This window comes from Sorangium sp. So ce296 (assembly GCF_051529605.1).
Taxonomy (GTDB): domain Bacteria; phylum Myxococcota_A; class Polyangia; order Polyangiales; family Polyangiaceae; genus Sorangium; species Sorangium cellulosum_D.
Window position 1 is genome coordinate 4321312 of record NZ_CP150325.1, and the last position, 21758, is coordinate 4343069.

At 69.1% G+C, this 21758-nt stretch carries 14 protein-coding genes and 1 pseudogene; 10 read left to right on the forward strand and 5 right to left on the reverse strand.

Features of this window, described 5'->3' with window-relative positions; all coding sequences use genetic code 11:
• Positions 1-30: 30 nt before the first annotated feature.
• The 4 genes from WME98_RS16195 (at position 31) to WME98_RS16210 (ending at position 7825) form a co-directional block, all read left to right on the forward strand.
• Positions 31-2277 (forward strand): glycosyltransferase, encoded by a 2247-nt coding sequence (locus tag WME98_RS16195; protein WP_437952100.1) that lies wholly within the window; start codon positions 31-33, stop codon positions 2275-2277.
• A gap of 14 nt (positions 2278-2291) precedes the next feature.
• Entirely contained in the window at positions 2292-3707 is a 1416-nt protein-coding gene (locus WME98_RS16200; RefSeq protein ID WP_437952101.1) for a DUF362 domain-containing protein, read from the forward strand.
• A 201-nt stretch (positions 3708-3908) separates the two neighbouring features.
• Positions 3909-6143 carry a DUF3160 domain-containing protein gene (locus tag WME98_RS16205; RefSeq protein ID WP_437952102.1) on the forward strand — a complete coding sequence of 745 codons (2235 nt, stop codon included), beginning with the start codon at positions 3909-3911 and terminating at the stop codon, positions 6141-6143.
• A 407-nt stretch (positions 6144-6550) separates the two neighbouring features.
• Complete coding sequence (locus tag WME98_RS16210) at positions 6551-7825, forward strand: non-reducing end alpha-L-arabinofuranosidase family hydrolase (protein WP_437952103.1); 1275 nt, start codon at positions 6551-6553, stop codon at positions 7823-7825.
• A 417-nt stretch (positions 7826-8242) separates the two neighbouring features.
• On the opposite strand, the gene WME98_RS16215 is transcribed toward WME98_RS16210, so the two are convergent.
• The 3 genes from WME98_RS16215 to WME98_RS16225 form a co-directional block, all read right to left on the reverse strand.
• On the reverse strand, positions 8243-9025 hold the full coding sequence (locus WME98_RS16215) for an alpha/beta hydrolase family esterase (protein WP_437952104.1): 783 nt from the start codon (positions 9023-9025) through the stop codon (positions 8243-8245).
• 813 nt (positions 9026-9838) lie between these two features.
• Positions 9839-10672, reverse strand: a complete 834-nt coding sequence (locus WME98_RS16220; RefSeq protein ID WP_437952105.1) for a hypothetical protein — start codon at positions 10670-10672, stop codon at positions 9839-9841.
• Positions 10673-10911: 239 nt separating this feature from the next.
• Complete coding sequence (locus WME98_RS16225; protein ID WP_437953989.1) at positions 10912-11088, reverse strand: helix-turn-helix domain-containing protein; 177 nt, start codon at positions 11086-11088, stop codon at positions 10912-10914.
• A 94-nt stretch (positions 11089-11182) separates the two neighbouring features.
• Here WME98_RS16225 and WME98_RS16230 point away from each other — a divergent pair, with 94 nt between their 5' ends.
• From WME98_RS16230 to WME98_RS16245, 4 genes and pseudogenes are all read left to right on the forward strand, one after another.
• A complete protein-coding gene (locus WME98_RS16230) occupies positions 11183-11983 on the forward strand; it encodes a hypothetical protein (RefSeq protein ID WP_437952106.1) in 801 nt (266 codons plus the stop codon).
• A gap of 11 nt (positions 11984-11994) precedes the next feature.
• Positions 11995-12594, forward strand: a pseudogene (locus WME98_RS16235) (KGGVGR-motif variant AAA ATPase); the annotation flags it as partial.
• A 528-nt stretch (positions 12595-13122) separates the two neighbouring features.
• Positions 13123-14361: a tetratricopeptide repeat protein gene (locus tag WME98_RS16240; protein WP_437953990.1), complete on the forward strand. Its 1239-nt coding sequence runs from the start codon at positions 13123-13125 to the stop codon at positions 14359-14361.
• Positions 14301-15101: a tetratricopeptide repeat protein gene (locus WME98_RS16245; protein ID WP_437952107.1), complete on the forward strand. Its 801-nt coding sequence runs from the start codon at positions 14301-14303 to the stop codon at positions 15099-15101. Before WME98_RS16240 ends, WME98_RS16245 begins: the two co-directional genes overlap by 61 nt.
• Before the next feature lie 71 nt (positions 15102-15172).
• On the opposite strand, the gene WME98_RS16250 is transcribed toward WME98_RS16245, so the two are convergent.
• Positions 15173-16558: a sigma-54-dependent transcriptional regulator gene (locus WME98_RS16250; RefSeq protein WP_437952108.1), complete on the reverse strand. Its 1386-nt coding sequence runs from the start codon at positions 16556-16558 to the stop codon at positions 15173-15175.
• Positions 16559-16755: 197 nt separating this feature from the next.
• Between WME98_RS16250 and WME98_RS16255 the strand changes: the two genes are divergently transcribed.
• Positions 16756-17649 carry a PaaI family thioesterase gene (locus WME98_RS16255; RefSeq protein WP_437952109.1) on the forward strand — a complete coding sequence of 298 codons (894 nt, stop codon included), beginning with the start codon at positions 16756-16758 and terminating at the stop codon, positions 17647-17649.
• 19 nt (positions 17650-17668) lie between these two features.
• On the opposite strand, the gene WME98_RS16260 is transcribed toward WME98_RS16255, so the two are convergent.
• Positions 17669-18877, reverse strand: coding sequence for a cytochrome P450 (locus tag WME98_RS16260; RefSeq protein WP_437952110.1), 1209 nt, complete (start codon positions 18875-18877; stop codon positions 17669-17671).
• 1298 nt (positions 18878-20175) lie between these two features.
• Between WME98_RS16260 and WME98_RS16265 the strand changes: the two genes are divergently transcribed.
• Complete coding sequence (locus WME98_RS16265) at positions 20176-21717, forward strand: RICIN domain-containing protein (RefSeq protein ID WP_437952111.1); 1542 nt, start codon at positions 20176-20178, stop codon at positions 21715-21717.
• The last annotated feature ends 41 nt before the right edge of the window (positions 21718-21758 follow it).

Sequence of the window (21758 nt, forward strand, 5' to 3'; positions counted from 1 at the left end):
CCCCCTTCCAGGCAAGATAGGCGAACCACCATGTCCGAACCCCAGTCCGAGCCTGCTCCGGAGATCCCGATCGAGCTCTCCGTCATCGTGCCGTGTCTGAACGAAGAGCTGAACATCCCCGAGCTCACCGAGCGCGTCCTCGGCGTCTTTTGCGAGGGCGCCCTCGCGGGGGAGCTCATCCTCGTCGACGACGGCTCGACCGACGGCACCGCCACGACGATCCGCGCGCTCATGGCCGCGCACCCCGGGCTCGTCGTGGGGTGCTTCCACCCGCAGAACCGGGGCATCAGCGCGGCCTGGCGCACCGGCGCGGCCGCCGCGCGCGGCAAGCTCGTCGCCATCATCGACGCCGATCTCCAGTACCAGCCCGAGGACCTGCTGCGCCTCCGGCGCGAGCTCTACGAGCACAGCGTCGATGTCGTCCAGGGCTGGAGGAGCGCCGTCGGCCGGCGCAAGGACCGCCGTTACCACCTGAGCCGCGGGTTCAACACCCTGCTGAACACCACCTTCGGGATGTCGCTCCAGGACAACAAGAGCGGCTTCGTGATGTGCGCGCGCGAGGTGTTCCAGGACCTCTTGACGTACAAGGGCAGCTATTTCTACTGGCAGTCGTTCATCCTCGTCGCGGCCCACGCCAAGGGTTACTCGTACAAGGAGGTCGAGACGCTCTTCGAGCAGCGCCGGCAGGGCGTCTCCTTCCTCGACAAGGGGGCGGCCGGCGCCGTGGTGAAGTCGTTCTACGACCTCGGCAAGGCGATGTGGGAGTACCGCGTGGGCCGGCCCCCGGCGGACGTGGCCACGCAGTACCTCCGCCGCCACCCGGTGATCGACCGCTCGCCGGAGCGCGACCCGCTCACCACGGCGAAGTGGCGCGCGTACCTCGCCGCGTTCAACCACACCCACTGGATGATCACGCGCGACGTCGAGCACTACTACGAGACGCTGCGCAAGACGCAGTGGCTCACGCCGGCGCAGACCCGCGAGCTCCAGGACGAGAAGCTGCGGCGGCTGCTCCGCCACTGCTACCGCAACGTGCCCTATTACCGCGCCCGCATGCAGGAGCTCAAGCTGCGGCCCGAGGACATCCGCGGCCAGGAGGACCTCCACAAGCTGCCGTTCCTCACCAAGGCGGATATCCGGCGCCACCTCTACTTCGACATCATGTCGGAGAACCACGACAAGTCGCAGGTCCTCAAGATCACGACGAGCGGCTCCACGGGCGAGCCGTTCGTCTGCTACGCCGACCGGGCGCAGCTCGAGTTCCGCTGGGCGGCGACGCTCCGGGCGCAGGAGTGGACGGGCTACCGCTTCGGCGACCCGACGTTGCGGCTGTGGCACCAGACCATCGGGATGACCCGGTGGCAGGCGGCGCGCGAGCGCGCGGACGCCATCCTGTCGAACCGGACGTTCATCCCCATCTTCGAGCTGTCCGACGACAACCTGGGCAAGATGATCGCGCGCATCGCCGAGGTGCAGCCGGTGCTCATGGACGGCTACGCCGAGGCGCTCGATTTCCTGGCGCACTACGCGAAGGGCACCGGCAAGGTCGCGGCCCGGCCGCGCGCGATCATGTCGAGCGCGCAGACGCTGCCGCTGCCGAGCCGCCGGCTCATCGAGGAGGCGTTCGGCTGCAAGGTCTTCGACAAATACGGCAGCCGCGAGTTCTCGGGCATCGCCTACGAGTGCGACGCGCACGAGGGCCACCACGTCGTGGCCGAGGGGTACATCGTCGAGATCCTCCGCGACGGGCGCCCGGCCGAGCCCGGGGAGATCGGAGAGGTGGTGATCACCGACCTCAACAACTTCTGCATGCCCTTCGTCCGCTACCGCATCGGCGATCTCGCCGAGGCGATGGATCCGGCCGTGCCGTGCCCTTGCGGCCGCGGGGCGCCGCGCGTGGGCCGCATCGAGGGGCGGGTCCAGTCGATCATCCGGGGGACGGACGGGCGTTACCTGCCCGGCACGTTCTTCGCGCACTACCTCAAGGAGTTCGATTACGCGATCAAGCGCTTTCAGGTGGTGCAGGAGGAGCGCGACGCCATCACGTTCCGCGTGGTCAAGGGCGGGCGGTTCTCGCAGCAGGTGCTGGACGAGGTGCTCGCCACGTTCCGCCGCTTCCTCGGCGAGCGGATGCGCATCCGGGTCGAGTTCGCGGACGACATCGCGCTCGTCCGCACGGGCAAGCACCTCGCGAGCGTCTCGCGCCTGAACGTCGATTTCCAGCGCGCCGCGCCGGCGGAGATCCTGTCGCCCGGCCCGAACGGCGCCGGCGGTTGAGAGGGGAGATCCGGATGGCAAAGGCGACGGGCCGCGTGGTGACGGTATCGAGGCCGGGCCTCGGCTATGCCGATCGCGCGCCTTATGGCCCGCCGGGCCCGGTCTACGAGGCCGTCGAGGCGCTCTTCCGGGGGCTCGGCCTCGACGCGGCGCGCGCCGGCACGCCCGCGTGGAACCCGCTCGGCGACCTGATCGCGCCGGGCGACCGGGTCATCATCAAGCCGAACCTCGTCTCGTCGAAGAACCTGCACCAGAAGATCACGGGCGAGCGGCTCGCCGCCTCGAGCACGCACGGCTCGCTCCTCCGGCCGGTGCTCGACTATGCGCTCCGCGCCGCCGGCCCGCGCGGGCGGGTGCGCGTCGTCGACTCGCCGGTCGAGGGCTGCGAGGTCGAGAAGGTCGCCGGCCCTCTCGGCATCTTCGACGTCATCGATCACCTGAAGGCCCAGGGCCACGACATCGACTTCATCGACCTGCGTTATTTCCGGGTCGCGCCCGTGTTCGCGCTCGACGACGTGCGCCGCTTCGGCCGCTCGTGGAACCTCGGGCTGCTCCTCCGCCGCCCGCTGCCCGGCGATCCCCGGGGCTACCGCGTGGTCGATCTCGGCCGGGACAGCTTCTTCGCCGGCGCGGGCGCCCCGCGCCCCGGCGCGCTCCGCTTCCACCGCAGCCATTACGCGACGCCGGTGCCGCACCACACCGGAGAGCGGCACGAGTACAGCATTCCGCAGACGCTCCTCGACGCGGATGTCGTCATCAACCTGCCCAAGCTGAAGACGCACAAGAAGACCGGGGTCACGCTCTCGCTGAAGAGCGTGATCGGGTTGACCAACGAGAAGTACTGGCTCCCCCACTTCAGCGAGGGGGATCCGTCGGTGGGCGGCGACGAGTTCGATCGTCCCCAGGGCCTCGGCGAGGCGGTGGAGAACAAGCTGAGCCGGTTCCCGCTCCCGGGCGATCACTCGCTCGTCGCGCGCGCGCCGCGGCTCGGGGCGCCGCCGAAGGTCATCGACGGGAGCTGGGAGGGGAACAACACGCTCTGGCGGACCATCCTGGATCTCAACCGCATCCTGTTCTTCGCCGACCGCGGCGGCGCGCTGCGCGGCGAGCCGCAGCGGCGGTATCTGACGATCGTGGACGGCATCGTCGCGGGCGAGGGCGAAGGGCCGCTCGGCGCGACGCCGGTGCGCGCGGGGCTCTTGATCGGCGGGTTCGACCCGAGCGTCGTCGACGCGATCGCGTCGCAGGTGATGGGCTTCGATCCGGCGCGGATACCGCTCGTGCGCGCGTCGCTGGGCGGGGCGCTGCTCCCGGGCGGCCACCTCGACGAGGTCGAGCACATCGTCGATGGGCCCGCGCCGACCCACCGGTTCAAGCCGCCCCGGAGCTGGCCGTCGCTGCTCGCGCGCGTGGCCGGCGCGGCGGCGTGATCCAGAGTCCCGCGCGTTCGGCCAAACACCGCACTCCCCGGCTCGGCATCCCCAGCACGAAATCGACGCTTGGTCGAAGGCCGTTCTCTCCGGAGCGGGAGTCGCCACGCCTGGCACGCCGGTTGCCGTTCGCGAGCCCCGGCTCTCCCCCATCGGGTGGCACATTTTGACCGGGAGAGCGGGAGGCATGACATGAATGGCATGACGCGAAGGACGATGACCTGGCTCGGGCGCGGGACCAGAGTGACCCTGCCCCTGCTGGCGCTGCTCTGCGCCAGCTCGTGTGGACCCGTCGGCCCCGATCCCAGCGCGATCGCCGATGTGCCGAGCGAGATCGACCCTGGCACGGAGATCACGGTCTCCACGCCGGCCAGCGTCGACCCGCTGCTCCAGGAGCTCGACGAGGCGCGGCTGGCGACCGCGGACGAGCTGCGAGCGAGCCACGCCGTCGAGTTCGCGCCGAACCTCGGTTACGACCCGCTCGCCGCGGCGAACCTCGACCCGATCCTGAACGCCTTCTTCTCGGCTGACACCGCTCCGAAAGAGCGCCTGTCGCAGATGGGCTTCGCCATCGCCGCGGGCCACCAATTCTCGTCGTTCGCCCTCGGCTATTCCACTATTTACATGGAGGATCTGCCGGTGTTCATCAGCAGCGACATGGTGCTGGAGGCCATCTACCGCTCGCACGACAAGATCCTCCAGCAGCTGGAGAAGAAGGCGCTGCGGCCTCGGCTCAAGCGCTTGCTGACCGACGTTCGCAGCTCGCTGATCGACGCGGCCGACAGGCTGGAGCCGGAGGTCGCGTCCGATCTGAACTTCTACCTGGGCGTGGCCGTGTCGCTCTTGAACGGCAAGGTCGACTCCCGCGAGCCGTCAGGGGTGCAGAGCTTCGTCGACGCCGCCACGCGCGCCGCGGGGATCCAGGAGCGCGTGCTGTTCGGCGTGAAGCGGAACATCGACTTCTCCCAGTTCAAGCCGCGCGGGCACTACGACGGCGACCCGGAGCTCGAGCGCTACTTCCGCAGCATGATGTGGCTCGGCCGCATCGACTTTCGCCTGCTCGAGACGCAAGAAGACGGCAAGCAGATCTTGCGGCGCAGGCAGGTCGAGAGCGTCATCGCGCTGCGCCGGCTCCTCGACGAGAGCACGTTCGCGGAATACAAATCGATCGACGCGACCATCAGCGCGTTCGTGGGCGAGCACGACTACATGACGCTGCCGGAGGTGGACGAGCTGCTCACCGCGCTCGACGCGCCCGACGGGATCGCCGCCGTCGACGACGCGACCCTCGCCGGTGCGCTCGTCGAGGGTCAGTTCGGCGAGCAGCGGATCGCCAGCCACGTGATGAGGCGACAGGCCGGCGGCGCGAGCACCTTCCCCTTGAACCTGAGCTTCGCGCTGTTCGGCCAGCGCTACACCGTCGACAGCCACGTCTTCTCGAACCTCGTCTACGACCGCCTGCCCACGCGCGTCGTGCCCGACCCGCTCGACGTGGCGTTCGCCGCGCTGGGCAACGACCAGGCGCTCGGCCTGCTCGGCGACGAGCTCGACGTCGAGGCAGGCTATCCCGGCGAGCTCTCCGCGGTGCGCCTCTTGGTCGACGAGCACCCCGAACAGTACTGGGAGGGCAGCCTGTACACGAGCTGGCTCGGCGCGCTCCGCACGCTGTCGCCCGCGGCGGGCGCCCCGCCTTCGGACCTGCCCGCGGTGGCCCGCAGCGAAGCCTGGGGCCGCCGGCTGCTCAACACCCAGCTCAGCTCGTGGGCGCAGCTCCGCCACAACAACGTGCTTTACGTGAAGCAGTCGTATACGTCGAACGCGTCGTGCGAGTATCCCGACGCCTACGTCGACCCCTACCCCGAGTTCTTCGAGGCCGTGGTCCGCTTCGCCGAGCGCGCGCAGGAGCTCACCGCCACGCTCGAGCTCGATCCGAGCTTCGGCGGCCAGATCGAGGATTACTTCGCGCGCGTCGCGCGCATCAACCTCACGCTCGCCGAGATGGCGCGCGCCCAGCGCAGCGGCCAGCCGCACAACGCGGAGCACCTCGCGTTCATCAACCGGGCCGTCACGGCCAACGTGAACTGCGACGGGACCGTCCTCGGCCACTCCGGCTGGTACAGCGAGCTCCACTTCGACCCGCTGCAGGCCGTGAAGATGGATCCCGCCATCACCGACGTGCACACCGACATCGGCGGCGACTTGCCGGTCCCTCGCCAGCCCAGCGTGCTTCACGTGGGCACCGGCATGCCGCTCCTGATGGTGGTGACCGTCGACTCCTGCCAGGGTCCCCGCGCGTACGCGGGCGTCGTCTCCGCCTACCACGAAGTCCGCGAGGACGGCCTGGTGCGCCTCACCGACGAGGAATGGAAGAGGAAGGTCCAAACCGACAACGCTCCGCTGGTCGCACCCTGGCTCGCTCCATTGCTGAGCGAGTGAGCGCGGGGACCCCGCTCGACGACGTCACCGCTGGCTCGAGCGCTCCGGCCTCCGGGAAGTTCAGCTCGCATCTTTCCAGTAGCACCGTCCCGCGCCGCAACGCGCTCGGAGCTGCGGTGTCGTCTGCCGCAGCAGCACCGCGGGCTCAGACCCGCCTGCCAGGGCGGCGGACGCCGTCTTCCTCGTAGGGTAGCCCACGCGAGCATCGCTGCCGGCCGCCGCCGCGCGCCCGTTTCTGATTGACGCCGGCCATGTTAACGCTCACAATCAGGACTCCGGGGATCCTTCGGCTTTGCCCTGGATGGGCCGTCGTGTGCACCGGGCCCTTCTTCCTCATCCGCTTCAACCTCGACGATCGGGCTCTGAGGAGCTCGCTGGCCCTGTCGGGCATCCCTCTGGAGACTAGCATGACCACTCACCTCGATCTGCCCCGCCAACTCCCTACTCTCCACCGCTTCACCCTTGGTCTCTCTGCCCTCGGCTGCGTGCTCGCGGCGCTCGCCGGTTGCGGCAGCGATCCGGACGACGGGCAGGAGCCCGCCGATGGGACGAGCGGCTCGGCGAGCACGACGACGAGCGCCGGCGTCACGACGGGATCGGGCGGAGGGGGCACCGGCGGGTCGCCTGCCACCGGGAGCGGGGGAGGCGCCACGAGCACGAGCAGCAGCAGCACGTCGGCTTCGGGGACCGGCGGCTCCGTAGGGGAAGGGGGTGGCGGCGGCGAAGGGGGCAGCCCGCCGGTGACCTGCGACCTGCCCACCACGTTCAAGTGGAAGTCGAGCCAGCCGGTGATCAGCCCCAAGGCGCCTGGTGGCCGCACCTGGGCCTCGGTCAAGGACCCGACCATCGTGTTCTTCGACAACAAGTACCACGTCTTTGCCACCGTGTTCGAGACCGCTCCGAGCAACAACTGGCAGTCGATCTACACGAGCTTCACGGACTTCCCTCAGGCGAACGCCGCTGAGCAGCACTTCATGGGGAGCTGGCCCACCGGCAGCACGGTCGCGCCCCAGGTCTTCTATTTCAGGCCGCACAACAAGTGGTACCTCATCTACCAGTGGAACGGCAGGTACTCGACCAACGACGACATCAACAACATGAACGGCTGGAGCCGCCCCCAGTCGCTGCTCAAGGGCGAGCCGGGCGCCATGGGGAACGTCCTCGGCGCGCTGGACTTCTGGACCATCTGCGACGACGCCAACTGCCATCTCTTCTTCTCGCGGGACGACGGCAAGCTCTACCGCTCCAAGGTCAGCATCGAGAACTTCCCGAAGTTCGAAGGCTATGAGGTCGTCATGACGGCCCCCAGCTCGGGGCTCTTGTTCGAGGCCAGCAACGTCTACAAGATCGACGGGTCGAACAAGTACCTGCTCCTGGTGGAGGCGTTCGACAACAGCCCTCGCTTCTTCAGGTCGTGGACCTCCGAGAGCCTCGATGGGCCCTGGGCCCCCCTGGCCGACACCAAGGCGAAGCCCTTCGCGGGCCCCGCGAACGTGACGTACGATGGCGCGGACTGGAGCGACGACATCAGCCACGGCGAGCTGGTCCGCTCCGGGCACGACGAGCGCATGACCATCAACCCGTGCGACCTGCGGTTCCTCTACCAGGGGAGGGATCCGAACGTCGGGGGGGAGTACGGGCGCTTGCCCTACAAGCTCGGGCTGCTCACGCTCGAGAAGTAGCTCCGCTCCCCTCGAGGCGGGCTCCCCGCTGGAGCCTCCCCATCGAGCCCGTGGCGACGCAAGGTCGCCGCGGGCTCGCGTGCTTCTAGAGCGGCGGTCACCCGCTTCGGATACGGGCCCATCTCGACGTTTTCGGTGCTCAGCGCACCGGAGTGCGCTTCCGCGCCGAAAACGCCGAGCTGGACCCGTCTCCTGTGCGGGTGACAGCCGCTCTGCGACGCATGTATCAGAGACGGGCGAAAACCGCTCTCTGCCGAGACGCCAAGATCTTGTTCTCTCCTTGGCGGTCTTGGCGTCCGTGGAGGTTCACGTCTCGGTCGATCGACGTGATCGGCGCTCCGGCGTCGCTCGAGGGCGAGCGGCGGACGCCGTGACGGAGGTGATAGAGGGCGACGAGCGAGCGGGCTCGGGGCTTCCTTACGGCATGCCCGTGAAGAAGTCGTACATCGCCTGGATGGCGAAGCACGGCACGCCGTGGCTCGTATTGCTGTACGCGGGGTCGTCGTGCGAGCACCAGATCGTCGGCGCCGAACAGCCGCTGTAGGAGATGCAGCCGGGGTTCACCGTCTTGCCGCTGCTCTGGCAGCCCATGACCTCGGAATAGGGCGTCGAGCTCATCTGGCACATGTTGGCGGTGCGGAACCTGGCGACCGTGCTCGCCCCGTCCCCCCCGCGGACGGTGTCGTTCTGGCCCTGGATGTACATCACCGGCATGGACACCTGCAGCGCGCCGTAATCGGAGGCCGCGACGGGCGCGACCGCCTTGAAATTCAGGTGCTCGGCGTCGGACCTGTGCGCCAAGATCTGCACGATCATCTGGGCACCGGAGCTGTGGCCGGTGGCGAACACACGGTCCATGTCGATGCAGTAGTTGTCCATGAGGTCGTCGTAAATGCGAAGGACCTTGGCGATATCCTTGTTGTAATTCCAGCATCCCCCCCCGTCCGACGACCTCCCCACGGCGCGCACGTACTCGGTCTCGAAGGCGGACCCCCGCGTGAGGTTGATGAACTGGTCGATCGGGTTGCCGCAGGCGTGGAAGCCCACCAAGAGCGGGAGAGGGGTGCTGCCGTCGTAGCTGTCCGGGAACGTGTAGATGTGATCGTTGTCGACCTTCACGGTTCCGTTCGCGGGCCTCCCCGACTTGCCGCAGCCTGGGCTCGGCTTGGCCGCGGTCGGCTCGGCGCCCCCGGCGCCCATCCCGCCGCCCCCCGCCGACGATTCGCCCCCGGTCGACCCGCTGCTGGCGCTGCTGGCGGAGCCGCCGCCAGCGCTCGTGACCCCTGTCGAGGTGGTTTCCGCGCTGGTCGTAGAAGCGCCGGCCCCGCCGGTGCCACCCGCGGCCTGCCCGGCGCCGCCACCTCCCGCACCGGGAGAGCCTGTGTCGGACGAGCATGCGAGCAATACAAACGCGACGGCAGGGAGAGTGGAACGAGCACCCAGTTTCAGCATGGTCTGGACCCCATCGTGATCGCGCGAATCGTCCTTCGGCACTCGCCTCGTGGCGATCCCGCGATGAGCTTCGGCGATTGGCAGCACCACCTGCATCACGCTCGACGATGCGACCCAGCGCCCGCGGTCGTCCAAGCGCATGCAGATGTAATCTTCCAGGAAGAAAGGCAGAGCGTGCGATACGGACCGACGCCCGTGGAAAGGCTCGGTGCGCATGACCGCCTATCCAAGGCAAAGCGGAAGAATACCCGGACGTCAATGTGAGCGTTCACATTGGCGGCGTCAATCCAAAAGATGGACAGGCGCGCGACCGTCCTCGATCCACCGCTCGTGCGGGAGTTGCTGGGGGGGTGTATCTCGGGCGGCCGGCTCGACGAGGTCGGACGCGTCGCGACGGGCTCGCGCCCATCGACCGGCACACGCCGCGCGGGGCAGGCCGCCGCCGCTGGGCGTGGCCGGCGCGGCGGCGCGACGAGGACGAGGCGTGTGAGCCCGCGCCGCCGTCACGCGAGGATCGCCGGCGGGCGCGAGCCGTGTTCGGTGCGCCTGATAGAAGGCGGTTCAGTTGGGAACGAACGCGCAGCAGCCGAGGATGCAGACGTAGCCGTCGGCGCAGCCGTCGCTGCAGGGATCCGAGCACACCGGGCCTTCCGACCCGGACCCGCCCTCGCCGCCGCCGGGGTCGCCGCCGCTGCCACCTTCGCCGCCGTCGCTGCCGCCTTGGCCGCCGTCGCTGCCGCCCTCGCCGCCGTGCGAGCAGCCGCCGCCCTCGCCGCCGTCGCTGCTTCCCGTGCCGGTGCTGCCCGAGCCGTCGCCGGGGTCGCCGCCGCAGCCGCAGTCGTCGCCGCCGCCCGTGCTGCCGGAGCCGCTGCCAGGGCCGTCGTCGCAGTGACCCGGGCCGATGCCCCCCTCGTTGAAGTCCGCGAGCGAGCCCGAGAGCGAGACGGCCTCGTCGGCCGCGCCCCCGCGCTTCACGCCGTACGGGAGCCGCCCGTCGGCGTCCTTGTTGGCGGCCATCCACGCCTCGGCATCCGCGAGGGCGCCGTCGAGGGCCGCGTCGCTCGCGCCGCTCCCCACGTTGAGCAGCGCGGCGATGAGCTGGTGGCCCAGGATGAGGCTGGCGTCGCCCTTCGGCGGCGTCCGGAAGAGCTCGAGCAGCTCCTCCTGCGAGTACGTCGCGCCTCCGATGGTGAGCGACGACACCGGCCAGCTCTCCTCGTGGTTCTTCCAGTAGCCCTGGGTGAGCGTACAGCCGTCGCCCTCGGACGTCGGCGGGCTCACGACCACGTTGCCGTTCCCCTCGCCGAGCCGATCCGCGTCGCTGTTCGCGCACGCGGCGAGGGCGGAACCGACCAGCGACAGGCACCCCACAAGCACCATCCTGCTAAGCATCATGACTCCTCCTGAAGTTGCTCGTCTGCAGCGCTCGCCCCCGTGAGGAGCGAGCCACCGACATCGCGCGTGCAGAGCGGCCGACGTCGCACCGATCGGCGACAGGTCATGGCGAGCCGCGCTCTCGGTCCTTCAGTGCCGGCCCGCGCCCGGCGCGGCTCATGTTTTTTCGGTCGCCTGCAGATCCGATGTCGGTTTTATCGGAGCAAACTTTTCCTTCATCACTGCATGAGCGATCGAGCTCACTTCAGCCCGTGGCGATCCATCTTGTTGAGCAGCCCGTGGCGCGACAGCCCGAGCCGCGCCGCCGCCTGGCTCTTGTTCCCCTGGGTCGCCCGCAGCGCACCGGCCCGGCGAGCCCTGGGGGAACGCCCGAGACATGCAGGACGACGGCCCCGGCTTGCCGGAGGTGATCGCAGAGATTACACCCGCTGGAGCGATGAACGCCGAGTGCCTGGCGGTCCCCACCTCGGATTGGAGCACTCGCCCCTTCTTGAGCCGGAGCGCCCCCCGATGACGCTCACGTCTTCCGCCGCCTGGCTCGATGCTGTCCGGTCTGCTCCGAGCGGCCCGGAGCTGCTCCGGTTCCTCCGCCGGAGGCTCGCGGAGCCTGGAGCGGAGGGGCCGCCCCTCGATGACCGTCGCGGCGAGGGCGCCGAGGAGGTCTTCGAGCGGATCGCGCGCGAGGATCCCGAGTTCCGGCTACGCCTGGAGGAGACGATCGCCGCTTACTTCAAGAGCCCGGAGGCATCTCCGACCAGCGCGGCCGCGCGCCCTGTCGTGCGCGGCATGCTCGAGATCGTGCCGCGCCTCGGGTTGACGGGGACCTTCACGCCGCTGCGCGCCTGGCTCGCACGGCACGAGGCGGCGCTCGCGGCCGATCCGACGTCCGTGCTCGGGCGCGCGGTCCTCGGCGCGCTCGCCGTCCCGCAGCCCACCGGGATCGCCGATGTGCGAGATTTCTGGCGGCGCCTGTGGCGCGATGGGCCTGCGGCCTGGCACCCGCGCGCGTTCGTGGGGTTGCGCCTCCAGGACCCGAAGGCCGCGGCGGAAGAGCTCCCGCTCCTCCTGGAGCGCGCGAGAGCGCTCGGGCAGGATCCCGGCCCGCTCCTCCAGGGCATGTGGCTCCAGCCGAGCGCGCAGCCGGTGCTCCTGGCGTGGCTCAACGACCCGAACAACCCTGCGGCCGAGGAGGCACGGAGGGCGCTGCTGCGGCGGATACCGAACGAGAGCCTCACGGGGAAGAGCATGCCGCCGCGCCGGCCGCTCCGCCCGCTGGCAGCACCCGAGCAGAGACGCCGCTGGGCAGCTTGAAGAAAGATGTGATGCAAAAGCGCGATCGCGGGCAGGTCGTCACCTTCTACTCGTTCAAGGGAGGCGTTGGCCGCTCGATGGCGCTGGCCAACGTGGCGGCGCTCTCCGCACAGCGGGGCAAGAAGGTCCTGGCGCTCGATTTCGACTTCGAGGCGCCGGGGCTGCATCGCTACTTCCTGACGACGACGGAGAGCTCGTTCGAGCGGTACACGCCGTCGAAGCAGCAGGACGGCGTCATCGAGCTCTTCTATGAGCTCCGGGAGCGGCTGCAGCGCGCGTGGCCCGACGGCCGAGGCTTTCAGGAGCCGGCGGCGCAGGAGCAGCTTCCGGCGATCCTGGCGGAGCTCCTCGACAGGCAGAAGTACCTCTACCAGGTTCGGCTCAGAAACCCGAACGTGAAGAGGGGAAGGCCGGCCGAGATCGAGTTCATGGCCGCGGCGCGGTTTGATGACGCCTACCCGGAGCGGGTGCGCAGGTTCGACTGGCAGGCGTTCTACGATGCCTACGCGGAGGTCTTCCCGGCGTTGGCCGCGGAGCTCGCGCGGCGATACGATTACGTGCTGATCGATTCGCGCACGGGCGTGACGGATATCGGCAGCATCTGCACGATGATGCTCCCGGACAAGCTGGTGCTGGTGTTCTCGCCCAACGAGCAGTCCCTGCAAGGCGTTCTGGAGGCGGGCTGGCAATCCGTGCAGGAGCGGAAAGCCTCGGCGGACGCGCGATCGCTGCCGATCTTTCCGCTGCTGTCCAGGGTGGAGAACAGCGAAGAGTCGCTGAAGCGGCACTGGGTCGCGCGGGCGCGGGGGGCGTTCGAGCGGATGTTCCGGGAGGCGTACGGGCTCGAGATCTGCGACTTGGAGACGTACTTCAACCTGGTCCGGATCCCGCACCAGAGCTACTACGCGTACGGCGAGCGGATCGCGGCCGAGGAGCAGGCGGGCATCGAGACGGGCTCGCTGGCGCAGGCGTTCCGGCAGTTCGCCGAGTGCCTCGAGCACGAGAGCGCAGAAGACGCGCAGAACATGCTGGACAGCATGGATGAGGCGCAGAAGCAGGAGGTTGAGGAGGAGCTCCTCCGCAAGCTGAAGAGCGAGAAGGATCTTCTGGAGATGATCCAGCAAAGGCCGGACATGCCCATGTTCCAGCTCTTCTATGCAAATTTCCTGGTTGAACGCAGGCGACTTACCGAGGCCATTACCGTCTACGAGCGGGTTGCGCATCGCTTCGGCAACCTGAGCGACGCAGAGGCCCAGAACGCTGTGGCGATTTCGATCGTCGGCAAGGGGCTCGCTCTCGGAGAGCTGGGACGCCGCGAGGAAGAGCTGTTCGCGTATGAACAAGCCATCCATCGTTTCGGCGACGCAGCAGAGCCTGAGCAGCGCGAGCAAGTAGCGATCGCCTTAATCAACAAAGGATACCTGCTCGGCAAGTTGAATCGCTTCGAAGAGGAGCTGATCGCGTACGACGAGCTGCTCAGGCGATTCGGCGATGCGCAGGAGCTATCGCTGCAAGAGCGGATAGCTCACGCACTACTCAACAAAGGCATTGAGCTCGGCACCTTGGGCCGGAGCGAGGAAGCGCTGGCGACATACGATGAGCTGATCCGCCGCTTCGGGGATGCCCCCGAGACATCTCTGCGCGAGCACGTGGTGCAAGCACTGTTCAACAAAGGCGTCGCGCTCGGCGAGTTGAAGAGGAGCGAGGAGGAGTTGGCCACGTACGACGAGCTGCTCCGCCGCTTCGGGGATGCCCCCGAGCTGCCCCTGCGTGAGCAAGTGGCTCAAGCGCTGTTCAACAAGGGCGTCACACTCGACACATTGAACAGAGGCGAAGAGGCACTGGCGACGTACGACGAGCTGCTCCGTCGCTTCGGGGATGCCCCCGAGCTGCCTCTGCGTGAGCAAGTGGCTCAAGCGCTGTTCAATAAAGGTACGACATTCAGCATCTCAAGTAGGAACAAAGATGCACTGGCGGCGTACGACGAGCTCATCCGCCGCTTCGCGGATGCCCCCGAGCTGCCTCTGCGCCAACAGCTGGCGCAAGCGCTGCTCAATAAGGGCGTCACGCTCAGCATCTCAAGGAGAGGCGAGCAGGCGCTGGCAACATACGATGAGCTCATCCGCCGCTTCGCGGATGCCTCCGAGCCATCTTTTCACGAGCAAGTAGCACAGGCGCTATTCAACAAGGGGGCCGTACTCGGCGAATTGAACAGAGGCGAGGAGGAGCTCGCGGCGTACGATGAGCTGATCCGCCGCTTCGGGGATGCTGTCGCGCTGCCTCTGCGCCAACAGCTGGCCCAAGGCCCGCGCTCCGCATGCATGTCGCACGGGCACTGCTCAACAAAGGCATCTGCCTTGCTGACTTATCTCGGGTAGAGGAGGCGCTCGCGATACGCGACGAGGTGGTGCGTCGGTTCGGCGACGCGCCCGAGCCCGCGCTGCGCGCGCTCGTGGCACGGGCGCTTATCAATACGAGCGTCCGGCTCAGCGCTTCTAAGCGAGGGGAGGAGGCACTCGCAGTCTACGACGAGGTGGTGCGTCGGTTCGGCGATGCGCCCGAGCCCGCGCTGCGCGCGCAGGTAGCTCGGGCGCTGCTCAACAAGAGTGCCCTGCTTAATTCCATGGATCGCATCGACGAAGCGATGGCAGTCTGCGGTGAGGTCGTACGCCGGTTCGGTGATTCTAAAGAGGCCAAGCTGAACACACCGGTAGCACAGTCTCTCAACTTTATTGGCTTCAATCAGCTCGTGCAGGCCAAGCGGCACTGGAAAGATGACGACAATTCTGCCCGCTCGCTCCTTCGGGAGGCAGAAGCAACCATCTCTTCTGCGTTGGCTCGCACACCTGAATCTCCCATCGCCCTCGGCAATGCCGGATATATCGCGTTCCTCCTAGGCCGCGAGGCGGACGCGCGAGCCTTGCTCGCGAAGGCGATCCAGCTCGGAGGAGAAAAGCTTCGGCAGGCAGAGCTCAAGGACGCCGACATCCACCCGCTGCCCCAGGACGAAGCCTTCCGAGCCCTGGTCCTCTCTCTACCGGGGCCCGCCGACGACGCTACGAAGCCAGCGGCTCCCTCCCTCGATGCTCCGGATCCAGGCGCCGAACAGGCCTCCTGAGCCCACCTGGCAACCCGGGCAGGCGCGCCGCTCGGGACGGCGCCCGAGCCGCCATGGCGCCGGCTCCCAGCTCACTTCAGCCCGTGGCGATCCATCTTGTTGAGCAGCCCCTGGCGCGACAGCCCGAGCCGCGCCGCCGCCTGGCTCTTGTTCCCCTGGGTCGCCCGCAGCGCGGCGGCGATCTCCCGCCGCTCCAGCGCCGCGATCTTCTCTTCCAGCGTCGCCCCCTCGGCCGGCTCGTCGCCTGGAGACGCCGCGGGCGCGCCCCCTCGCCGCGCCGGCGAGAGGTCCTCCTCGAGGATCTCTCCCCTGCCCCCGGCCATCACGAGCGCGCGCTGCATCTCGTGCCGGAGCTCGCGCAGGTTGCCGGGCCAGTCGCAGGCCTCGAGCCGCCGCATCGCGCCGGGCGAGATCGCGGTCGCGGGCGAGCGCGGCACGAGCGCGCGCGACAGGTTCAGGAAGTGCTGCGCGAGCAGCGGCAGGTCGCCCACGCGATCCGCCAGGCGCGGCAAGCCGATCTCGATCCCGCGCACGCGCCAGTAGAGGTCGTCGCGGAACGTCTTGTTCGCGACCATCGACTCCAGCGACCGGTGGGTGGCCGACACGATGCGCACGTCCACCGTCAGCGGGCGCGCCGCGCCGACGGGCAGGATCTCGCCCGTCTCGAGCACCCGCAAGAGCTTCACCTGCAGCGCAGGATCCATGTCGCCGATCTCGTCGAGGAAGAGCGTCCCCCCGTCGACCTCGACGAACAGGCCAGGAGCGTCCTTGATCGCGCTCGTGAAGGCGCCTTTCTTGTGGCCGAACAGCGTCGACTCCAGGAGGGTCGGCGCGAGCGCGCCGCAGTTGACCGCGATGAACGGCTTGTCCTTCCGCCGGCTCCTCGCGTGCAGGTAGCGGGCGAACACCTCCTTGCCCGTCCCGGACTCGCCCGTGATGAGCACCGGCACGTCGGTCGGCGCCGCGCGCTCGCAGAGCGTCTTCGCCTCGAGGAAGGCCGGCGACTGCCCGAGCAGCGCCGAGGCGTCGCCCTCGCGGGCGGTGAGCGAGCGCTCGAGCTCCGTCACGCGGTCCTCCAGCGCGAGGCGCGCCGCCGCGCGCGCGACCACGGCGAGCAGCACGTCCGGATCGACGGGCTTGGCCAGGAAGTCGTACGCGCCGCGCTCGACGAGGCGCAAGGCGAGCGGCGTCTCGCCCGCGCCGGAGACCACGATCACCTTGGCCGCGGGCCGCTCGGCGAGGATCTTGTCGGCGAGCGCGGCGCCTTCCTCGGGGCGGCCCGACGGCGGCAGCATCAGGTCGAGCACGACGAGGCGCGCGCTCGTGCGGCGGAGCTCCGCGAGCGCCTTCGGGGCGGCCCCGGCCTCCGCGACCGCGTACCCCTCCTGCGCGAGCAGCTCGCGGTAGGCGTCGCGGAACCCCGGATCGTCGTCGATGAGCAGGACAGTCTCGGTCACGGGTGACCGTACCGCGTCGCCCAGGTGCGGAGCCAGGCCTGTCGGGGGCGCGGCGCGCGGCGCTCTCCCCCGCTCACCGAGCAGCGCTGTCCGCGACGGCGCGCGGCCGGAGAGCGCCGCGCAAGGCGGGCGGCCGGAGGGCGCCGCGCAAGGCGCGCGAGGCTGGACGACTCCGGCCGATCCCTGGAGACTACGGCATGACCGAGATCATCAGGACGCAGTTCGAGGACGGCTCCTACCCGGCCGACCTCGGGGTGAAGGTCGAGGCCGCCGACGACGCGCAATCGCGCCTTGTCCTGCCCTTCGACGAGCGGAATACCATGTTCGGGCTGGTCCACGGCGGCGCGCTCGCGTCGCTCGTGCCGATCGCCGCGCACGCCATCGCGCGCGAGCCCGCCCGCGCGGTCACGCCGCCGCTCCGCACCGTCTCGATGCACGTGGGCTACGTGCGCGCGGCGCGCAAGGCGGTGACGGTCGAGGCGCGCGCCGTGCGCCGCGTGCGCGAGCTGGGCTTCTTCGAGGCGCTCATCAGGGACGCAGACGGAAACGCGGTGGCCCACGCGTCGTCGACCGTGAGCGAGGCCGGGAGCGCGCCGGCGGAGGCCCCTCCCCTCGCCGATCCCCCCGACGGAGGGCCCGCCTTCGTCGCGCCCGCCGACGGGGCGGCGAGCGGCGTCGCTGGGGCGATCCGCGCGGCGATGGCCGGCAGCCCCTTCCTGTCGCGAAGGCAGCTGCGCCTCCTGGGCATGCGCCGCGGGGCGATCGAGATGGCGATGGCCCCCGCAGCGACGAACCTCGACGGCGGCGGCGCCATGCACGAAGGGGCCGTCCTGACGCTCATCGACGCCGCAGGCGCCACCTGCCCATGGACGGCCGTCCCGCCGTCGCCGGGGGCTTCGGGCGCCACCATCGCCCTGAGCGCGCAGTTCCTCGGGGCGTTGCCCGGAGACGAGCTCGTCGCGCGCGCCGTCGTGCGCGCGCGCGACGCGCGGATCTGCTGGACCGACGTCACCGTCGCCGGCAGCGCCTCCGGGCTCGTGCACGCCTTCGGGACGGTCGTGTACCGCTTCAGCGAGAAGAACGGGTCATGAGCGGCCGTCGCGCCGCGCGCTACCCGTCAGGGCGCGCGCAGCGGACGGGCATCGATTTCACGCCGCTCACCCAGTTCGAGCGGAGCCGCACGACCGGCCCGGCGAGCTCGAGATCAGGGAGCCTTCGCAGGAGCTCCTCGAAGGCGACCCGCGCCTCCAGGCGCGCGAGCGCGAGGCCGAGGCACACGTGGGGGCCGACGCCGAAGGAGAGGTGCTCGTTGGGCGTCCGGCCGACATCGAACGTGTGGGGATCCCGGAAGACCTCCTCGTCGCGGTTGGCCGAGACGTACCACAGGACCACCTTGTCCCCCGCCGCGATCCGCTGCCCGCGAAGCTCGGTGTCCCGCACCGCCGAGCGCCGGAAATAATGGACCGGCGGCGAGAAGCGCAGCATCTCCTCGATGGCGGTCGGGAGGAGCGACGGGTCGTCGAGCAGGCGCCGGCGCTGGTCGGGGTGCTCGATCAGGGCGAGCATCCCGTTCGTGATGAGGTTCTTCGTGGTGTCGTGGCCGGCCGTCAGCAGCAGGTTGAAGAAGCCGCCGAACTCCGTGTAAGAGAGCCTCTCGCCGTCCACCTCGGCGGCCATGAGCAGGCTCAGCATGTCGTCCTTGGGCGACCTCCGCCGCTCCTCCGCGAGCCCGTGGGCGTAGGCGTTCATGTTGCGGAGCACGGTGTTCAGCTCCTCGGGCGTGATGCGATAATCGGGGTCGCTGGCCCCGAAGAACCGCATCGTCCAGTCGAGCATCTGCTCCTGGTCCTCGCGGGGGACGCCGAGCATCTCGAGGATCACGGTCAGGGGCAGCCTGCCCGCGATGTCGCTGGCGAAATCGCACCCGCCGCGCGCGCAGGCCTCGTCGATGAGCCGCGTCACGAGCTCTCGCACGCGCGCCTCGAGGCGCTGGATGACACGGGGCGTGAACCCCTTGCTGACCAGCGCCCGGAAGCGGCCGTGCCTGGGCGGGTCCATCATGATCATGACATCGGGGTTGTCGCGCATGTCCCCGGGCGCGAAATCCTCGATGAAGAGGCCGCGCCCCGAGCAGAACGCGGCCGGGTCGCGCGAGATGCGGGCGACGTCGTCGTGCCGCGTGATCGCCCAGAACCCCCGGCCCCCCGGCTCGGGGTGCCAGTAGACGGGCGCCTCCCGGCGGAGGATCTCGAAGCGGTCGTGCGGCGCGCCCGCGAGGTAAAGGTCCGGATCGAGGATGTCGACGGTCTCAGGGGTCATCTGGGCAGAGCCTCCTCGGAGGCTTTGCAGGATATCAGAGGGCCTGCGGCCGTGTCCGTGCGCTGCCTGCGCGGGCTGTCATGGCGCAGGATGTGCGTTCCGCGGCCACCACCTTGCCTTCGCGCTGGTGGATCACCTCCGCGAGAGCTACGCGCGCGCCATTCCGCAAGTGCGACGCCGTGGGAGGGCGGATCGGAATTGACATCCGAGTTGTTAGCGCTCACAATCGTCGCATTCTTCGGCTTTGCCCTGCGTGGGGGTTGTCTCATGCGCACCGCTCTCTTCGTCGCCGGGATCGACCCCGGCTCCGTTCGTTCGATCGCCGCGGGCGCGCGCGATGGCGCGCTGGCGGGAGCGGCGGGCGCGCCCTACCCGCGCTGGGCGCAAGGTCGTTCCGCGATCCGCACGCGCACCGGCTCCGCTGGCAGCCGCTCGACGGAACGCGGGGCCTCGGCCTGCGTGCCGCCCAGCCCGATCGCGCCTCGGAGCGATCGAGGGTTGTCGCTCCGTGTCGGTCGGTCAGTCGGCCATCACCCTCTCGCGAGGGTGATTACGATGAAACCCGAGATTTTCACGCTCTTACGATCCGCCATACCATAGCTTTCCTCGACCGCTGACGGGCGCTGACGACCCCGGGGAGCCATCGGTGCGCGATGCCCAGGGCAGCGCGCACCGGCCGAGACGTGACGCGGCAGAGGGAGCGCAGGCCCCCACGGCGGGGGCGCTGTGCAGCGCTCGCCCGTCCGCGCTGCTTCGATCGGCTCGAGTCGCTTCACGCCAGGAGGAGCCTTGTGCGGCCCTGGTGGCGCGCGGCCCCTCCTTGATCTCACTCCAGCTCTTCGAGCGCGCTCTCCTGCCGAGCGCGGCCGGCGCGGCCCGCGGATCATGGGCGATCTTCGGCGCTATTCGCGCGCCTGGCGCGCCTTTCGATCGCGCCCGTAGGTGCCTCGACCCATGTCGGGGTCAAACCACCATCGTGACTTCGCATCTGTGCATATCGCACCTTGATGAGGCTCATGCCCGCTTGCGATGCACAATCGACTTGACGAACATGCCAGTCCGGAGCAAGAAACACCCTCGACGCGCTGCCTGACGCGCATCGAATGAACTTATCCGCTCCGCGCGCATCTCGTTCGAGATTCACCCGCAGCGGCAATGCCCAGCGCAGCGGCAATGCCCAACGCGGCGGCCCCTCGGGGGCCTTCAGCGCGCGGAGAGCGATCCCGACCCACGCGAGGGCAGCGTCGAGCGGTGGGAAGATTCTAGTTTCACTTACTTAACAGGAAGAGGAGAACACGATGAGATTTGGAACGATGCAGGCCTTGCTTGCGGCGGCGACGGGTATCCTCGCCGTGTCGTGCGTCATCGACCCCGAGGAGGCGTACGACGCCGAGACCGAGGAGGGGGGGTCGCTCGACGGCGCCATCACGATCGATACGGGCGCGGTCTACACGATCGTCGGCGCGCAGAGCGGAAAGTGCGTCGAGGTGGCAGGAGGCAGCACCGCTGACGGAGCGGCCTTGCAGATCGCCAGCTGCAACGGCTCGACGCGGCAACAGTTCCGCGTGGAGTCGGCAGACGGCGGCTACTACCGCATCCGCAACGTGGCCAGCAACCGTTGCCTGGACGTCGCGGGCGCCTCCACCAGCGACGGCGCCCGCGTCCAGCAATACTCCTGCTGGAACGGACAGAACCAGCAGTGGTCGTTCACGGACGTCAACGGCGGCGTGCGTCTCACGGCGCGCCACAGCGGCAAGTCCCTGGACGTCGCCGGCAGCGCGGACGGCGCAGGCCTCCAGCAGTGGGGCTGGGCGAACGGCAACAACCAGAAGTTCTCGCTCCGGACCGGCGGCGGGGGTACCTCGAGCAGCAGCTCCAGCAGCTCCAGCAGCTCGGGCGCGGGTGGCTCCGGCGGCTCCGGCGGCTCCGGCGGCTCCGGCGGCGCGGGCGGCGGTGGCGGCGGTGGCGGCGGCGCCACCGGGGCGAAGTTCGTGGGCAACATCACGACCAACGGTGCCGTGCGCGACGGCTTCTCGAGGTACTGGAACCAGATCACGCCCGAGAACGAGGGCAAGTGGGACTCCGTCGAGCGGACGCGCGGGAACAAGAACTGGGCAGCGCTCGACCGGATCTACAACTACGCGAAGGCGAACAACGTCATCTTCAAGCAGCACGTGTTCGTGTGGGGGGCCCAGCAGCCGAGCTGGATGGCGAGCCTCTCCGGGTCGGAGCAGCAGGCGGCCCTGAAGGACTGGATGCGGTCGTTCTGCGCGCGCTACCCGGACACGAAGTACATCGACGTCGTCAACGAGCCGCCGCCCCACACGACGCCTTCCTACATCAACGGCATCGGCGGCGCAGGCGCCAGCGGCTGGGACTGGATCGTCAATTCCTTCAAGTGGGCGCGCGAGTACTGCCCGAACGCGGTCCTGATCCTCAACGATTACAACAACATCGAGTACCAGGGCGATCACGATAACTTCATGAGGATCGCGCAGGCGGTCATCCGGGCGGGCGCCCCCGTCGACGCCCTCGGCGCTCAGGCCCACGACGCTTACAAGATCAACACGAACACCGTGAAGGGGTACATCGACAAGCTCGCCTCGCTGGGCAAGCCCGTGTACATCACCGAGTACGACATCGGCATCGCGGACGACAACCGGCAGAAGCAGGTGATGGAGGAGCAGTTCAAGATGTTCTGGAACCACCCCGCCGTCCCCGGCATCACCCTCTGGGGTTACATCGTCGGCGCCACCTGGAGGGACAACACCGGCCTCCAGCATTCGAACGGCACCATGCGGCCGGCCATGAGCTGGCTCATGAACTTCCTCGGCCGCTGACGGCCCGGAGGGAACGGCCGCTGCACCCGCAGCGCGTCGAG

What these genes read in the sequence shown, in the direction of transcription:
- WME98_RS16195 (WP_437952100.1), top strand. Translation starts at nt 31, where the DNA reads ATGTCCGAACCCCAGTCCGAGCCTGCTCCGGAGATCCCGATCGAGCTC.
- WME98_RS16205 (WP_437952102.1), top strand. Translation starts at nt 3,909, where the DNA reads ATGACGCGAAGGACGATGACCTGGCTCGGGCGCGGGACCAGAGTGACC.
- WME98_RS16255 (WP_437952109.1), top strand. Translation starts at nt 16,756, where the DNA reads ATGACCGAGATCATCAGGACGCAGTTCGAGGACGGCTCCTACCCGGCC.
- WME98_RS16220 (WP_437952105.1), bottom strand. Translation starts at nt 10,672, where the DNA reads ATGATGCTTAGCAGGATGGTGCTTGTGGGGTGCCTGTCGCTGGTCGGT.
- WME98_RS16200 (WP_437952101.1), top strand. Translation starts at nt 2,292, where the DNA reads ATGGCAAAGGCGACGGGCCGCGTGGTGACGGTATCGAGGCCGGGCCTC.
- WME98_RS16245 (WP_437952107.1), top strand. Translation starts at nt 14,301, where the DNA reads ATGCATGTCGCACGGGCACTGCTCAACAAAGGCATCTGCCTTGCTGAC.
- WME98_RS16210 (WP_437952103.1), top strand. Translation starts at nt 6,551, where the DNA reads ATGACCACTCACCTCGATCTGCCCCGCCAACTCCCTACTCTCCACCGC.
- WME98_RS16215 (WP_437952104.1), bottom strand. Translation starts at nt 9,025, where the DNA reads ATGGGCGCCGGGGGCGCCGAGCCGACCGCGGCCAAGCCGAGCCCAGGC.
- WME98_RS16240 (WP_437953990.1), top strand. Translation starts at nt 13,123, where the DNA reads ATGTTCCAGCTCTTCTATGCAAATTTCCTGGTTGAACGCAGGCGACTT.
- WME98_RS16260 (WP_437952110.1), bottom strand. Translation starts at nt 18,877, where the DNA reads ATGACCCCTGAGACCGTCGACATCCTCGATCCGGACCTTTACCTCGCG.
- WME98_RS16265 (WP_437952111.1), top strand. Translation starts at nt 20,176, where the DNA reads ATGAGATTTGGAACGATGCAGGCCTTGCTTGCGGCGGCGACGGGTATC.
- WME98_RS16230 (WP_437952106.1), top strand. Translation starts at nt 11,183, where the DNA reads ATGACGCTCACGTCTTCCGCCGCCTGGCTCGATGCTGTCCGGTCTGCT.